14 protein-coding genes are annotated in these 14,765 nt (G+C 70.1%); 9 read left to right on the forward strand and 5 right to left on the reverse strand.

The window, feature by feature from the left end:
- The first annotated feature begins 44 nt into the window (after positions 1-44).
- The 6 genes from MJ607_RS09870 (at position 45) to MJ607_RS09895 (ending at position 7,085) form a co-directional block, all read left to right on the forward strand.
- Positions 45-788, forward strand: coding sequence for an SDR family oxidoreductase (locus MJ607_RS09870; RefSeq protein WP_243075417.1), 744 nt, complete (start codon positions 45-47; stop codon positions 786-788).
- Between the two features lie 159 nt (positions 789-947).
- Positions 948-2,681 (forward strand): ABC transporter ATP-binding protein, encoded by a 1,734-nt coding sequence (locus MJ607_RS09875; RefSeq protein WP_243075418.1) that lies wholly within the window; start codon positions 948-950, stop codon positions 2,679-2,681.
- Entirely contained in the window at positions 2,678-4,801 is a 2,124-nt protein-coding gene (locus MJ607_RS09880; RefSeq protein ID WP_243075419.1) for an ABC transporter ATP-binding protein, read from the forward strand. The genes MJ607_RS09875 and MJ607_RS09880 overlap by 4 nt, the downstream gene beginning before the upstream one ends.
- A gap of 227 nt (positions 4,802-5,028) precedes the next feature.
- A complete protein-coding gene (locus tag MJ607_RS09885) occupies positions 5,029-6,039 on the forward strand; it encodes an aldo/keto reductase family protein (RefSeq protein WP_243075420.1) in 1,011 nt (336 codons plus the stop codon).
- A gap of 123 nt (positions 6,040-6,162) precedes the next feature.
- Entirely contained in the window at positions 6,163-6,648 is a 486-nt protein-coding gene (locus MJ607_RS09890) for an NUDIX domain-containing protein (RefSeq protein ID WP_243075421.1), read from the forward strand.
- A 74-nt stretch (positions 6,649-6,722) separates the two neighbouring features.
- Positions 6,723-7,085 (forward strand): VOC family protein, encoded by a 363-nt coding sequence (locus tag MJ607_RS09895; RefSeq protein WP_243075422.1) that lies wholly within the window; start codon positions 6,723-6,725, stop codon positions 7,083-7,085.
- 30 nt (positions 7,086-7,115) lie between these two features.
- On the opposite strand, the gene MJ607_RS09900 is transcribed toward MJ607_RS09895, so the two are convergent.
- From MJ607_RS09900 to MJ607_RS09920, 5 genes are all read right to left on the reverse strand, one after another.
- Positions 7,116-7,646: a ribonuclease H gene (locus tag MJ607_RS09900; RefSeq protein ID WP_243075423.1), complete on the reverse strand. Its 531-nt coding sequence runs from the start codon at positions 7,644-7,646 to the stop codon at positions 7,116-7,118.
- A gap of 10 nt (positions 7,647-7,656) precedes the next feature.
- Positions 7,657-8,130 carry a GbsR/MarR family transcriptional regulator gene (locus MJ607_RS09905; protein WP_243075424.1) on the reverse strand — a complete coding sequence of 158 codons (474 nt, stop codon included), beginning with the start codon at positions 8,128-8,130 and terminating at the stop codon, positions 7,657-7,659.
- A 9-nt stretch (positions 8,131-8,139) separates the two neighbouring features.
- The gene (locus MJ607_RS09910; protein WP_243075425.1) at positions 8,140-9,759 is read right to left on the reverse strand and encodes an ABC transporter permease; all 1,620 of its coding nucleotides are present in this window, start codon (positions 9,757-9,759) and stop codon (positions 8,140-8,142) included.
- A complete protein-coding gene (locus MJ607_RS09915; protein WP_243075426.1) occupies positions 9,756-10,679 on the reverse strand; it encodes an ABC transporter ATP-binding protein in 924 nt (307 codons plus the stop codon). The genes MJ607_RS09910 and MJ607_RS09915 overlap by 4 nt, the downstream gene beginning before the upstream one ends.
- Positions 10,680-10,785: 106 nt before the next feature.
- On the reverse strand, positions 10,786-11,346 hold the full coding sequence (locus MJ607_RS09920; protein ID WP_243075427.1) for a hypothetical protein: 561 nt from the start codon (positions 11,344-11,346) through the stop codon (positions 10,786-10,788).
- A gap of 178 nt (positions 11,347-11,524) precedes the next feature.
- On the opposite strand from MJ607_RS09920, the gene MJ607_RS09925 reads away from it, so the two are divergent.
- The 3 genes from MJ607_RS09925 to prpB all read left to right on the forward strand — a co-directional run bounded on the left by MJ607_RS09925 (position 11,525) and on the right by prpB (position 14,755).
- Positions 11,525-12,214 (forward strand): GntR family transcriptional regulator, encoded by a 690-nt coding sequence (locus tag MJ607_RS09925; RefSeq protein WP_243075428.1) that lies wholly within the window; start codon positions 11,525-11,527, stop codon positions 12,212-12,214.
- Positions 12,211-13,731: an MmgE/PrpD family protein gene (locus MJ607_RS09930; protein WP_243075429.1), complete on the forward strand. Its 1,521-nt coding sequence runs from the start codon at positions 12,211-12,213 to the stop codon at positions 13,729-13,731. The genes MJ607_RS09925 and MJ607_RS09930 overlap by 4 nt, the downstream gene beginning before the upstream one ends.
- Positions 13,732-13,855: 124 nt before the next feature.
- The gene (gene prpB / locus MJ607_RS09935) at positions 13,856-14,755 is read left to right on the forward strand and encodes a methylisocitrate lyase (RefSeq protein WP_243075430.1); all 900 of its coding nucleotides are present in this window, start codon (positions 13,856-13,858) and stop codon (positions 14,753-14,755) included.
- Positions 14,756-14,765 lie beyond the last annotated feature (10 nt).

A 14,765-nucleotide genomic window follows, 5' to 3' on the forward strand; every position in this document is an offset into this window, starting at 1 on the left:
GGGTACATTGAACTCGGACAGGCAGAATCCGAGTTGGAGAGATCATGAAGATCGTGGTGCTGGGCGGAACGGGACGGATCGGCGCGCGAGTGGTCGCGGAGCTGGTGGAGCGCGGTCACGAGGTGATCGCTGCCTCGCGGTCCACGGGGGTCGATGCACTGGCGGGGGCGGGCCTCGACAAGGCATTCGCCGGCGCGGACGCGGTCGTGGACGCGACCGAGTCGTCGGCGTGGGACGAAGCGGGCGTCATCGAGTTCTTCACGGCGGCCACCCGCAACGTGCTCGCCGCGGAGGAGCGGGCAGCCGTCGCGCACCATGTCGCGCTGTCGATCGTCGGGATCGACCGCAACCCCGACGCGAGCGGATACCTCGCGGGCAAGGTCGCGCAGGAGCGGCTCATCGCCGAGAGCGCGGTGCCCTCGACGATCGTGCGCGCGACCCAGTTCTTCGAGTTCCTCGCGCAGATCGCCGACGCGAGCACGGTCGACGGCGAAGTGCGCGTCGGGACGGCGCTGCTGCAGCCGGTCGCGGCTCAGGCCGTCGCGCGTGCGCTCGCCGACGCGGCCGAGACGGCTCCCGGCCGCGCGTTCGACGTCGCGGGCCCCGAGCGGGCGCCGCTCGCCGACTTCCTCGGCCGCGACCTCGCGGCCCGCGGCGACGCGCGACCGGTCGTCGTCGACCCCGCCGCGGGGTACTTCGGCCGCGTCGTCGGAGAGACGAGCCTCGTGCCCGCGGGCGACGCCGTCATCGATCAGCTGGCGTTCGAGGAGTGGTCGGCGGCTCGCTGAGGCCCTCTCGTCACGCGATATATCGTGTTAGAGTGTCCGGCGTCCCGCCCGCACGGAGGGGGCCGCCGCGATGTCGGGGAGCCGTGCGAAGGTGGTTACGCAACACCACATCCGCACCGGCAAAGCCCCGCCACGGCTTCGCCATGTCAGGAGAAATCCGTGCTGGCCAAACTTCTCGTCCGCTATCTCAAACCGTCAGGCTGGCTCCTGCTCGGCGTGCTGCTGTTCCAGTCGGCATCCGCCCTCGCCTCGCTCTACCTGCCCAGCCTCAACGCCGACATCATCGACAACGGCGTCACCAAGGGCGACACCGAGTACATCTGGCGCACCGGCGTCTTCATGCTCACGGTCTCGCTCGCGCAGATCCTCGCGTCCATCATCGCGACGTGGTTCGCCGCCCGCGCGGCGATGAAGCTCGGGCGCGACATCCGCGACGACATCTTCGAGCGCGTCTCGGGCTTCTCCGAGCGCGAGGTCACGGGCTTCGGCGCAGGGTCGCTCATCACGCGCAACACGAACGACGTGCAGCAGGTGCAGATGCTCACGATGATGGCGGCGACGTTCCTCGTGACGGCGCCGCTGCTCGCCATCGGCGGCATCATCCTCGCGATCGAGCAGAGCGCGAGCCTCGCATGGATCATCGCCGTGGCGGTGCCCGTGCTGCTCGTCGTCGCCGGCATCCTGATCTCCCGCATGGTGCCGCTGTTCCGCAGCTACCAGGGCAAGCTCGACGGCGTGAACCGCGTGATGCGCGAGCAGCTCACGGGCATCCGCGTCATCCGCGCGTTCATCCGCGAGCCCATCGAAGAGGAGCGCTTCCGCGAAGCCAACACCGAGATCATGGTCATCGGCCGCAAGGTCGGCTCGCTGTTCGTGCTGCTGTTCCCCGCGGTCATGCTCATCCTCAACGTGACAGTGGTCGCGGTGATCTGGTTCGGCGGCATCAAGGTCGACGCGGGCGAGGTGCAGATCGGCACGCTCTTCGCGTTCATGCAGTACGTCATGATCATCCTCTCGGGCGTCATGATGGCGAGCTTCATGACGCTCATGATCCCGCGCGCCGCGGTCTCGGCCGAGCGCGTCGGCGAGGTGCTCGACACGACGTCATCGCTCGAGCGTGCCGCCGACGCCGTCGCCGACTTCCCCACGCCCGGCACCATCGCGTTCCGCGACGTGTCGTTCACCTATCCGGGCGCCGAGCACCCGATCCTGTCGGGCATCACCTTCACGGCGGCCCCCGGCGAGACCGTCGCGGTCGTCGGCTCGACCGGCGCCGGCAAGACGACGCTCATCTCGCTCATTCCGCGGCTGTTCGACGTCACCGACGGCGTCGTCGAGGTGGGGGGCCGCGATGTGCGGCGCGCAGACCTCGACGCGCTCTGGGGCACGATCGGGCTCGTTCCGCAGCGTCCATTCCTGTTCTCGGGCACGATCGCGTCCAACCTGCGGTTCGGCCGCGAGGACGCGACGGACGCCGAGCTCTGGCGGGCGCTCGAGATCGCCCAGGCGAGCGACTTCGTGAGCCAGATGGAGGGCGGGCTCGACGCCCCGATCTCGCAGGGCGGCACCAACGTGTCGGGCGGCCAGCGCCAGCGCCTCGCGATCGCCCGCGCGATCGTCCACGAGCCGCGGGTACTCGTGTTCGACGACTCGTTCTCGGCGCTCGACCTCACAACCGACGCGCGCCTGAGGCAGGCGCTGTGGCGTGAGCTGCCCGACGTCACGAAGATCGTCGTCGCGCAGCGCATCTCGACCATCACCGACGCAGACCGCATCGTCGTCCTCGACGACGGCGGCATCGTGGGACTCGGCACGCACGAGCAGCTGCTCGAGACGAGCCAGACCTACCGCGAGATCGTCGAATCCCAGCTCGGAGCGGAGGTCGCCCGATGAGCGCCGACAAGCCCACCCGCCGGCGCAGCCGGACCCTCGCCGCCGTCGCCGAGCTGAGCGCCGAAGAGAAGCTCGAGATCGAGCTCGGCGAGCAGGCGCGCATCTCCGCCGACGACTGGAGCGGCGCCGTCGCCCCCGGCAAGGCCGCGCAGTTCTGGCCCGCCTTCCGACGGCTCATCGGCCTGCTGCGCCCGCACGCCCTCGCGTTCGTGCTCGTGTCGATCCTCGGATCCATCGGCGTCGTGCTCGCGGTGCTCTCGCCCAAGATCCTCGGCGAGGCGACGAACATCCTCTTCGAGGGCGTCGTGTCGGGGATGGCGCCGGCCGGCGCTACGCAGGCGCAGGTCGTCGCGGGGCTCGAGGCCGAGGGTCAGCAGGACCTCGCCAACATGGTCGCGGCGATGCAGCACTTCGTCCCCGGGGCCGGCGTCGACTTCGTGGCGCTGAGCCGCGTGCTGCTCATCGTGCTCGCCCTGTACTTCGCGTCGTCGATCCTGCTGTGGCTGCAGGGCTACGTCATCAACGTCATCATGGTGCGGGTCATGTGGCGCCTGCGCGAAGACGTCGAGGCGAAGATCAACCGCCTCCCGCTGCGCTACTTCGACCGGGTGCAGCGCGGCGAGCTCATCTCGCGCGTCACCAACGACATCGACAACATCACGCAGATGATGCAGCAGTCGCTGTCGCAGGCGCTCACGAGCGTGCTCACCGTGATCGGCGTGCTCATCATGATGCTGTCGATCTCGTGGCAGCTCACCCTCGTCGTGCTCGTGAGCTTCCCGCTCATGGGCGTGCTCTTCGGCGTCATCGGGCCGCGGTCGCAGAAGGCGTTCGGCATCCAGTGGCGCAAGGTCGGGCGCCTCAACTCGCGCGTCGAGGAGTCGTTCTCGGGGCACGCGCTCGTCAAGGTCTTCGGCCGCGAGCAGGCCTCGCGGGAGGCGTTCCGCGCCGAGAACGAAGAGCTCTACCAGGCCTCGTTCAAGGCGCAGTTCCTGTCGGGCATCATGATGCCCGCGATGCTCTTCATCGGAAACCTGACCTACGTCGGCATCGCCGTGTTCGGCGCGCTCATGGTCGCGGGCGGCCAGCTGCGACTCGGCGACGTGCAGGCCTTCATCCAGTACTCGCAGCAGTTCACGCAGCCGCTGTCGGAGCTGGGCGGAATGGCCGCGGTCGTGCAGTCGGGCACGGCATCCGCCGAGCGCGTCTTCGAGCTGCTCGACGAGACCGAGCAGGACCCCGACGCCGCCGACGCCCCCGCGCCGGTCGAGGGCGACGGCACGATCGAGTTCCAGGATGTCGCGTTCTCGTACTCGCCCGAACGCCCCCTGATCCACGACCTGTCGTTCCGGGTCGAGCCCGGGCAGACTGTCGCGATCGTGGGTCCGACGGGCGCGGGCAAGACGACGCTCGTCAACCTGCTCATGCGGTTCTACGAGCTGGACAGCGGACGCATCCTGCTCAACGGCCAGGACATCGCCCTGCTCACGCGACGCGACATCCGCGCCAAGACGGGCATGGTCCTGCAGGATCCGTGGCTGTTCGCCGGCACCATCCGCGAGAACATCCGCTACGGCCGGGCCGACGCCACCGACGACGAGATCCTCGCCGCCGCGCGGGCGACGTATGTCGACCGGTTCGTGCACTCGCTGCCCGACGGGTACGACACGCTCCTCGATGAGGACGCGTCGAACATCTCGGCGGGCGAGAAGCAGCTCATCACGATCGCGCGCGCGTTCGTCGCGCAGCCGTCGGTGCTCATCCTCGACGAGGCCACGAGCTCCGTCGACACCCGCACCGAGCTGCTGCTGCAGCACGCGATGGCGGCGCTCCGCGAAGGACGCACGTCCTTCGTCATCGCGCACCGCCTCTCGACGATCCGCGACGCCGACCTCATCCTCGTGATGGAGAACGGCGGCATCGTCGAGAAGGGCACGCACGACGAGCTCATCGCGACGCACGGCGCCTACTTCCGCCTGTACAACTCGCAGTTCGAGCAGGCCGCGACCGATCTCGACGAAGAGGCGCGCGCTCTCGCCGAAGCCCAGGCGAAGGACGACGCCGGCGAGTCGGACAGCGCCGAGGACGCGATCGAGGGCGAGGCCGCTCCGGTCAGGTGACGGACGACGGTCCCCACGGCCACTCCACTCGCCGCTGACGCGTCGGTGGAGCCGCCGGCCGCGTGGGCCCGACCGCGGCGCGCGCTGCGCCGGCCGCGGCATCCGTCGGCTCTTTCCCGGCAATCCGTCGAATCGTTTCGTTCCCAATGGACGCGGGGCCAGGCGGGCGCCTAGGGTAGGACGGCCCGCCGGACACGGCGTGGCCGTACGAACAGGAGAAGGCAGGAATGGTCGAGTATCGCTACCTCGGAAACAGCGGCTTCAAGGTCTCGGAGATCACGTACGGCAACTGGGTGACGCACGCGTCGCAGGTCGGCGACGACGCGGCGATCGCGACGGTGCACGCGGCGCTCGACGCCGGCATCACGACTTTCGACACCGCTGACGTGTACGCGAACACCGAGGCCGAGATCGTCCTCGGCAAGGCGCTCGCGGGTCAGCGTCGCGAGGGCCTCGAGATCCTCACGAAGGTCTACTGGCCCATCGGCCCCAAGGGCGCCAACGATGTGGGCCTGAGCCGCAAGCACATCCACGACGGCATCAACGGCTCGCTCAAGCGTCTCGGCGTCGACTACGTCGACCTCTACCAGGCCCACCGCTACGACTACGAGACGCCCATCGAGGAGACGTTCCAGGCGTTCGCCGACGTCGTCCGCCAGGGCAAGGCGCTGTACATCGGCGTCTCGGAGTGGACCGCGGAGCAGCTGCGCGAGGGTCACGCGCTCGCGAAGGAGCTCGGTATCCAGCTCGTGTCGAACCAGCCGCAGTACTCGGCGCTGTGGCGCGTCATCGAGGAGAAGGTCGTGCCGACCTCGGTCGAGCTCGGCATCTCGCAGATCGTGTGGTCGCCCATCGCGCAGGGCGTGCTCTCGGGCAAGTACCTGCCCGGCCAGCCCGTGCCGGAAGGTTCGCGCGCGACCGACGAGAAGAGCGGAGCGCACTTCATCCAGCGGTTCCTGCGCGACGACGTCCTCGCCGCCGTGCAGCGGCTGCAGCCCGTCGCCGACGAGGCGGGCCTCACGCTCGCCCAGCTCGCGATCGCGTGGGTGCTGCAGAACCCGAACGTCGCCTCGGCGCTGGTCGGAGCATCCCGTCCCGAGCAGATCGCCTCGAACGTCAAGGCCTCGGGCGTGAAGCTCGACGCCGATGCGCTGGCCGCGATCGACGAGGCGCTGGGCGGCGTCGCCGAGCGCGACCCCGAGAAGACCTACGAGGTCTCGCCCGCGACGCGTCCCTGATCGCTCGCGCCTGACACCTCGCACCGACCACAGCGTCGGAGATCCGCGTAACGTCGGACCGAATCCTCGTGATCGGTCCGACGGACGCCGGATCTCCGACGCTGCGGCGTGAAAGGGGTGGACATGCCGGTGCACAGCGCGGGACTCCTCCTGTACCGGGTCCCCACGGCCGGGCCGGCCGAGGTGCTGATTGCGCACATGGGCGGCCCGTTCTGGGCTGCGAAGGACGACGGCGCGTGGTCGATCCCGAAGGGCGAGTTCGACCCGGAGTCCGAGACGCCGCTCGACGCGGCGCGGCGCGAGTTCGGCGAGGAGCTCGGCATCGCGCCTCCGCCCGAGCCCTACGCCGAACTCGGCACGTGGGCGTACTCGTCGGGCAAGCGCATCACGGTCTTCGTCGTGGACGGCGCGGACGTCTCGCTCGACGGTCTCGAGTTCGGCGAGTTCGAGCTGGAATGGCCGCCTCGATCGGGCCGCACGCAGTCCTTCCCCGAGGTCGACAGGGCCGAGTGGATGCCGCTCCCCGCCGCCCGCGACAAGCTCGTGAAGGGTCAGCGGCCGGCCCTCGACGCGCTCGACGCGCACCTCTCGGCGGCGGGCGCGGACTGACGCGCCGGGGTTCTTGCGGCGCGCCCGGCGCGGCGTGAGACTGGCCGGGTCGGCTCCGCACGAGAGGACCCCTGATGGCTCACGGCGACATCACGCACATCGACATCCCGGTCAGCGACTTCCCCCGGGCGACGGCGTTCTACTCGGGACTGTTCGGGTGGAAGCTCGCCGAGCTCCCGGGCTTCGAGGGCTACCCCATGTGGCGCGCGCCCAACGAGATCTCGGGCGGCGGCCTCGCTCCACGTGATGAGGGGTTCTCGCAGCCGCGCTCCTACGTCGAGGTCGACTCGATCGACGACACGGTCGTCGCGGCGCTCGAGTCGGGCGGCAGCGTGCTCATGGCCAAGTCCGAGATCACCCCGACGAGCTGGTGGGCGGTCATCGGCGATCCCGACGGCAACGAGATCGGCCTCTTCGAGGGCTCGACCGGAGTCTGACGCGGGCCGCGGGAGCGGCGCGCCGGCGGGTCAGCGGCCGTTCTTGGGGGCGGCCGACACGTCGAGCTTGGGGTGCGTGCCGAGTGACGACCACGCGCTCTCGGTGCCCTTCGCGGCGTGCTCCGATGCGCGCACGGCGCGCTCGTCGGCCCACGCGTTGAGCACGTGGCCGGAGTGCCCGCGGACGTGCTCGAGCACGACATCCGGAAGCCCCGCGGCCCTGCGCGCGTCGCGCGCCGCGATGAGCTGCTCGAGCAGCTCGCGGTTCTTCGTCGGGGCGCCGGCGGAGGTCTTCCACCCGCGGCGGCGGTGGCCGTCCATCCACTTCTCGTAGCTGTCGATCGCGTACTTCGAGTCGGCCTGCACGACGAGGTCGCGCACATCGGCGTGGTCCTCGATGGCGCGCAGCAGGCCGAGCAGCTCGCCGATGTTGTTCGTCCCGGTCGGCAGCGCTCCCGCCGCCCAGTGCCCGTCTTCGGCGACCCATGCCCAGCCGGTCGGTCCCGGGTTGCCCTTGCAGGCGCCGTCGGTGGCCACGATGTAGGGAGCGTCGGAAGTCACTCGGGCAAGGCTACCCGGCGGCCGGCTCCTCCCGGTGCGCGCGCCACTCCTCGACGAGCTCCGGCATGCGCGTCGCGAGAAAACGCAGGAAGTCGGCGGTCGCGCGAGCGCGGGCGACGGAGGCAGGGGCCTCGCCGTTGTCGTCGGCGATGAGGTCCATGAAGTCGGCGAGCCGGGTGTACAGCGGCGCGTTCGCGGTCGCGACGTCGCTCCACGCGTCGTCGGCGAGGTCGTATCGATCGCGGCGATCTCCGGGACGCGAGATGCGCCGGATCATGTGGATCGAGTGCAGGTAGCGGACCGCGCCCGACACGGCGGCGGCCGAGACGCCGAGCCGCTCGGCGAGCTCGGCGGCCGTGTAGCCGTCGTCGGGCGAGCCGACCAGAGCCATCATGACGCGGCTCGGCATCCGCGCCATTCCGGCGGCCGTCAGAAGCGAGGCGGCCTGCTCGGCCGCATCGGTTCCCGGATGCTCGTCCCCCACGCGGTTCACCTACCCGGCGCTCGCGAGCTCGCGGCGCTGCATGAGGGTCAGGGATGCCGCCGCCCCCACCCCCACGGTCAGCAGCAGCCACCACATCCCGCGCAGATCGACCTCGTCTCCACTCGGGACCGGCGCGACCGAGAACGGCGAGAGGTTCGTGACCCATTCCGGCAGCCCCAGCAGCGGGCCGAAGAGCCCGAAGACGATGGCGGCGGTGACGAGCGTCCAGCCGAGGGGGATCGTCCAGCGGGGCGCGATCGTGAAGATGACCGCCGTCAGGACGAGGAAGACGGATGCTGCGACGACCTGTCCCGCAGCGGCGACGAATGCGTCCTGGGTGAGGCTCGCGCCGTTCGCCGATCGGGCTGAACCCGTCCACGCGCCCACGAAGGCCGCGGCGCACGTCAGCACGATCGCGATGAACCCGATGACGACGAAATCGGCGAGCCATCGCACCCGCTGCACGGGTGTGGCCAGGACCGGCTCCGCCGTTCCGTGCGCCTCCTCCTGACGGGCGCGGGCGACCGTCTGCACGGCGGCGCACGCCGCGAGCAGGCCGACCATCGTGAAGAACACGACGACGACCGCCTGTTCGAGGTCGGCCTCCGCCGAGAGGGCCCTGAGCATGTCCGCGACCGCCGGATTGTCCGAGCCCATCTCGTTCACGACCGAGCCGAGCGAGGTCGAGAGGGCTCCCGCGAAGAACGCGCCCGCCATCCATCCGATCGTCGAGCCCGCCGCGAGCCGCGTGACGAGCGCCGTCGTGGACGACAGCGCGGGGCGCGCGGCCGAGCGGCCGTGTCGCTCGGCGACGATGCTCCCGCCGAGGTCCCGGACGGTCTGGAGCGCCAGTGCCGCTCCTGCGAAGACGACGAACGCCGCAAGGCAGAGCAGAGCGGGCCACCAGAGGTTCTCGTCGAACGCGCGCGTGTTCTCGGCCCACCCGAATGGCGAGAGCCAGGTCAGCCACGAGCTCTCCATGTGCGTGAGGTCGTCACTCGGGGTGCCGACAGCGTTGCCGATGCCGGCGATGAAATAGGTCACCACGAGCACCCAGACGGCGAGCGAGTTCGCGCCGCGCGAGGTGCGCATGAGCTGCGCCGAGAGGAGGGCGAAGCCGAGGTAGGTCAGCCCGCCGCACGCGGCGGTGAAGCCCGCGAGCAGCGACCCCTCGGTCGGGGATCCGCCGCTGAGGAAGGCCGCCGCGACGAGGACGCCCAGGATCGCGTTCGCGAGCACGCCGTGGACGATCGTCGCGACCGTCGGCAGGGTCCTCCCGGCCGTCGTCGCGGCCACGAGCTCGAGACGTCCGGCCTCCTCGTCGCCGCGCGTGTGGCGCACCGCGAGGAACGTGCTCATGAATGCCGCCATCATCACGAGGAAGGGCAGGAGCAGGAAAACCATGAAGGCCGACTCGTCGGGTCCCGAAGGCAGCCCGCGGAAGAGCAGGATGACGGGGTTGGCCATCACGGTCGCGAGAAGGGTCGTGCGTTCCTGATCATTGCCGTAGGTCGTCGCCGTGCCGTTCAGGCCCGCGAGGGCGAGCGCCATCGTGCCGAGGATCCACAGGGTCAGCTGCAGCCAGTCGCGACGAAGGCGCTGGGCGAGCAGGATCCCGACGCGCCTCATCGTCCGTTCCCCTCCAGCGCGGCGAGGTCATCGCCATAGTGGCGCAGGAAGAGCTCTTCGAGCGACGGCGGCGCGACCCGCAGGCCCGAGACGCCCAAGCGCGAGAGTTCCGGCAGGACCCCGGTGACGCGGTCGCTGTCGACCGTGAAGCGAACCCGCCCGTCCTCGACGAGGGCGTCGTGCGCATCCGAGAGCGCTGCGATGGGGGCGGCATCCGATCCCTCGTACGACACTTCCGTCCGCGTGAGGTGCCGCATGTCGGCGAGCGTGCCGGCGTCGACGATCCGCCCCGCGCGGATGATCGAGACCCGTTCGCACAGCTGCTCGACCTCCGACATGATGTGGCTCGAGAGCAGCACCGTGGCGCCCGTCGCGTGCACTCGCGCGACCTCACGCCGGAACATGACGTCCATGAGCGGGTCGAGCCCGCTCGTCGGCTCGTCGAAGATGTAGAGCTCTGCCGGCACGGCGAACGCCGCGATGAGCGCGACCTTCTGCCGGTTGCCCTTCGAGTAGGCCCTTCCCTTCTTGCGCGCGTCGAACTGGAACGCCTCCATGAGTCGCTCCTTCTCAGCCAGGTAGACGCGGTCGCGCGCGGCGGCGCCGCGCAGGCGCGCGAGCAGGTCGACCGCCTCGCCGCCGGTCAGGTTCGGCCACACGCTGACGTCGCCGGGGATGTAGGCGGCGCGGCGATGGATGGCGACAGCGTCGCGCCACGGATGGAGGTCGAAGACGGACGCCTCGCCGCCGTTGGCGCGCGCGAGGCCCAGGAGGATGCGGATCGTCGTGGACTTGCCCGCGCCGTTGGGCCCGAGGAACCCGTGGATCTCGCCGCCCGCGACCTCGAGGTCGAGGCCGTCCAGGGCGTTGTGGCGGCCGTAGCGCTTCACGAGGCCGCTCGTGCGGATGACTGTGGTCATGCCCCGCACGCTACGCCGGTTTCACAAACTTCTGAATATTCCTTACGCAATCCTCACGGGTCCCTCCGGCTGGAGGGGATCGCAGCCGGAGTGGCCCGCGCCGGTGTCAGCCGATGAACTCCATGACGTCTGCGCAGAAGTCGCGGCCCGCCGTCTCGAAGTGGCCCTTGGCGTCGGCCTCGATGAACTCGATGAAGTTGTAGTCGGCGTCGAGATGGACGGTCCCGAACGTGCGGCCCGCATCCACGAACATCCTCTTGCCGTCATTGTCGTAATACGTCGACGCGCCGGTGTTCAGGAACGTCAGCATGATCGTGCCGTCCTCCTGCGGGATGACGAGGTGATCCTTGTCGACGCCCTGCTGCACGAGGCTGAAGGACTTGCCGTTCTCGACGTTCGTCCAGCTGGCCTCGACGTGGAACGAGCTCCCGCCGTAGAACGCGCCCCTGCGCTCGACGCCGTGGAAGTTCCCGTGGGAATCCTCGTGGTACAGCACGAGGAAGGGGACGTCGGGGCACCAGGCCTCGTGCGCCTCCTGCTCGATATGGGTCACCGAATCGGTCCAATGATCGATCTCGGCGGGTGCCGCCGAGGCGGGGGCCGTCGCGAGCGCCAGAAGGGCTGCGGCGAGGGCGGCGACGATCGCCGCGGTGCGAGTGTGCTTCATTGCATCTCCGTTTGTCAGGGCCCCCGCTCGAGGCGGACGCTACACCTGTCCCCGGGTCACCGGTAGAGGTCGGCTTGCAGGTGTCGTATGTATACGAATGGGGATGCTGAAGGGGCCGGGTGGCCGGATACGGCCCGCTGTGTATACACTAGGCCTGCCGTGATCGAGGAGGTGCGTTATGCGGGCGAGTGACCGGGCGTACGCGAGCCTCCTCGACGAGATCCAGTCCGGACGCCTCGCGCCGGGCGCCGTGCTCGGCGAGGTCGAGCAGGCCGCTCGGCTCGGGGTCAGCCGCACTCCGCTGCGCGAAGCGCTGGGCCGGCTCGCGGCCGACGGGCTCGTCGTGCAGCAGTCCCCGCGCGTCACGGTCGTCAGCGACGTCGACGCGGGCGACATCCGCGAGCTCTTCGAAGTGCGCCGTGCGCTCGAGGAGACCGCCGCGCGACTTGCGTCGGAACGGGGGGATGCCGCGGCCTTCGCGCAGCTCGCCCGCGAGTTCTCGGCAGCCACCGTCGACGGCGTCGCCGCGACCGACGACTACTACGCCGTCATCGCGCGGTTCGACGCCGAACTCGACTCCGCCGTCGCGAACGACTACCTGACCTCGGCCCTGCGCACCGTCCGCACGCACCTCGTGCGGGTGCGCCGGCTCGCGCGCGACAATCCCGGCCGGCTCGCGGCATCCGTCGCCGAGCATCGGCTCATCGCCGCCGCGATCGCGGCCCGCGACGCCGACCTCGCGGCGCACGCGACCCACGTCCACCTGCACAACGCGCTCGCGAGCATCCTCGATTCGGTCGCCGACGCCCCCGCGGGCGTCGCGACGGGGGCCGCGGCATCCGTCCATCACGAACAGGGAGCAGCATGACCGTCATCCACCACCTCCGCGTCCACCGCAGCGACGAGAACCTCGCGCGCGAAGGGCAGCTCGCTTGGCACATCGCCGAGGTCGCGGCCGACCCCGTCGAGGTCGAGCCCGAGGTCGTCGACATGATCATCAACCGCGTGATCGACAACGCGTCGGTCGCGGCAGCCTCCCTCACCCGCGCACCCGTCAGCGCCGCGCGGCAGCAGGCGCTCGACCACGCCGTCTCGATCGGCGGCGACGGTGCGACGGTGTTCGGCTGCGCGCTCGAGCGCCGCACATCACCCGAGTGGGCGGCGTGGGCGAACGGTGTCGCGGTGCGCGAGCTCGACTACCACGACACGTTCCTCGCGGCGGACTACTCGCACCCCGGCGACAACATCCCGCCGATCCTCGCCGTCGCGCAGCACGTCGGGGCCGACGGCGCGGCGCTCGTGCGCGGCCTCGCGACGGGCTACGAGATCCAGATCGACCTCGTCCGCGCGATCTGCCTGCACAAGCACAAGATCGACCACGTCGCACACCTCGGACCCTCCGCGGCGGCCGGCATCGGCACCCTGCTGGGTCTGCCCGTCGAGACGATCTACCAGGCCGTCGGCCAGGCGCTGCACACGACGACGGCGACGCGGCAGTCGCGCAAGGGCGAGATCTCGACGTGGAAGGCGCACGCTCCCGCGTTCGCGGGCAAGATGGCGGTCGAGGCCGTCGACCGCGCGATGCGCGGCGAGACCTCTCCTTCGCCGATCTACGAGGGCGAGGACGGCGTCGTCGCGTGGATGCTGGACGGCCCGGGCGCCTCGTACGACGTGCCGCTCCCGGCTCCGGGCGAGGCCAAGCGCGGCATCCTCGATTCGTACACGAAGGAGCACTCGGCCGAGTATCAGGCGCAGGCGTGGATCGACCTCGCACGCAAGCTGCACAACGAGGCGTCCTTCGACCCGGCCGACGTCGAGTCGATCGTGCTGCACACGAGCCACCACACGCACTATGTCATCGGCTCGGGCGCGAACGACCCGCAGAAGTACGACCCGACTGCCTCGCGCGAGACGCTCGACCACTCGATCCCGTACATCTTCGCCGTCGCGCTGCAGGATGGCGGCTGGCATCACGTCGACTCGTACGCGCCGGCCCGCGCCGCGCGGGAGGACACCGTCGAGCTGTGGCACAAGATCACGACGGCCGAGGACGCCGAGTGGACGCGCCGCTACCACTCGGACGACCCGAACGAGAAGGCGTTCGGCGGTCGTGTCGTCGTGACCCTGACCGACGGGTCGGTCATCGAGGACGAGATCGCGGTCGCCGACGCCCACCCGCTCGGCGCGCGGCCGTTCGCGCGCGAGGACTACATCCGCAAGTTCCGCCTGCTGGCCGAGCCCGTGCTCGCGCAGGAGGAGATCGAGCGGTTCCTCGACCTCGCGCAGCGCCTGCCCGAGCTCACGCCGGCCGAGGTGCAGCAGCTCTCGATCGTCGCCCAGCTCGGCGTCCTGGCGGGCGCGCCGGCTCCGAAGGGCCTGTTCTGATGCTGGTCGCGCCCGCTCCGAGCGCCCCACGAACTTCGGATCATTCCACGACATTCGGATGCCGCAGCCGAATCCGTCCGAATATCGCGAACTCGCCCGAATCTGGTGAAGGAGCTGTGCGCTGATGCTGTACTCGACGATCCCCGCGCATGAGAAGCGCCGCGCGTTCCGCGAGCGGCTCGCCTCGGGTGAGCTGCTGCGCTTCCCGGGCGCCTTCAATCCGCTCAGCGCCCGGCTCATCGAGCAGAAGGGGTTCGAGGGCGTCTACATCTCGGGCGCCGTGCTGTCGGCCGACCTCGGTCTGCCCGACATCGGGCTCACGACACTGACCGAGGTTGCGGGCCGCGGCGCGCAGATCGCCCGCATGACGGATCTGCCCGCGATCATCGACGCCGACACGGGCTTCGGCGAGCCGATGAATGTCGCCCGCACGATCCAGACCCTCGAAGACGCGGGCGTCGCCGGCGCCCACATCGAGGACCAGATCAACCCCAAGCGCTGCGGGCACCTCGACGGCAAGGCCGTCGTCGACGAGTCGACGGCGATCAAGCGCATCCGCGCCGCCGCCGACGCCCGTCGGGACCCCGACTTCCTGATCATGGCGCGCACCGACATCCGTGCTGTCGAAGGGATGGATGCCGCGATCGACCGCGCCAAGGCGCTCGTCGACGCCGGGGCCGACGCGATCTTCCCCGAGGCGATGCGCTCGCTCGAGGAGTTCGCCGCCGTGCGGGCCGCGGTCGACGTGCCGATCCTGGCCAACATGACGGAGTTCGGGAAGTCCGACCTGTTCAGCGTCGACCAGCTGCGCGACGTCGGGGTCAACATCGTGATCTGGCCCGTGTCGCTGCTGCGGATCGCGATGGGAGCGGCATCCCGCGCCCTCGACACGCTCCAGGGCGACGGCCATCTCACCGCCAAGCTCGGCGAGATGCAGCACCGCGCCGACCTGTACGACCTCATCGACTACGAGGCGTACGGCCACTTCGACAACAACGTCTTCAACTTCCAGATCAGCCGCTGAGCGCGGGGCA

The organism is Microbacterium sp. SS28, assembly GCF_022761035.1.
In the GTDB taxonomy this organism is placed as follows: domain Bacteria; phylum Actinomycetota; class Actinomycetes; order Actinomycetales; family Microbacteriaceae; genus Microbacterium.

Excerpts from the sequence above, each read along its gene's own strand:
- MJ607_RS09870 (WP_243075417.1), top strand. The coding sequence starts at position 45 with ATGAAGATCGTGGTGCTGGGCGGAACGGGACGGATCGGCGCGCGAGTG.
- MJ607_RS09880 (WP_243075419.1), top strand. The coding sequence starts at position 2,678 with ATGAGCGCCGACAAGCCCACCCGCCGGCGCAGCCGGACCCTCGCCGCC.
- MJ607_RS09885 (WP_243075420.1), top strand. The coding sequence starts at position 5,029 with ATGGTCGAGTATCGCTACCTCGGAAACAGCGGCTTCAAGGTCTCGGAG.
- MJ607_RS09890 (WP_243075421.1), top strand. The coding sequence starts at position 6,163 with ATGCCGGTGCACAGCGCGGGACTCCTCCTGTACCGGGTCCCCACGGCC.
- MJ607_RS09895 (WP_243075422.1), top strand. The coding sequence starts at position 6,723 with ATGGCTCACGGCGACATCACGCACATCGACATCCCGGTCAGCGACTTC.
- MJ607_RS09910 (WP_243075425.1), bottom strand. The coding sequence starts at position 9,759 with ATGAGGCGCGTCGGGATCCTGCTCGCCCAGCGCCTTCGTCGCGACTGG.
- MJ607_RS09915 (WP_243075426.1), bottom strand. The coding sequence starts at position 10,679 with ATGACCACAGTCATCCGCACGAGCGGCCTCGTGAAGCGCTACGGCCGC.
- MJ607_RS09920 (WP_243075427.1), bottom strand. The coding sequence starts at position 11,346 with ATGAAGCACACTCGCACCGCGGCGATCGTCGCCGCCCTCGCCGCAGCC.
- MJ607_RS09925 (WP_243075428.1), top strand. The coding sequence starts at position 11,525 with ATGCGGGCGAGTGACCGGGCGTACGCGAGCCTCCTCGACGAGATCCAG.
- MJ607_RS09930 (WP_243075429.1), top strand. The coding sequence starts at position 12,211 with ATGACCGTCATCCACCACCTCCGCGTCCACCGCAGCGACGAGAACCTC.
- prpB (WP_243075430.1), top strand. The coding sequence starts at position 13,856 with ATGCTGTACTCGACGATCCCCGCGCATGAGAAGCGCCGCGCGTTCCGC.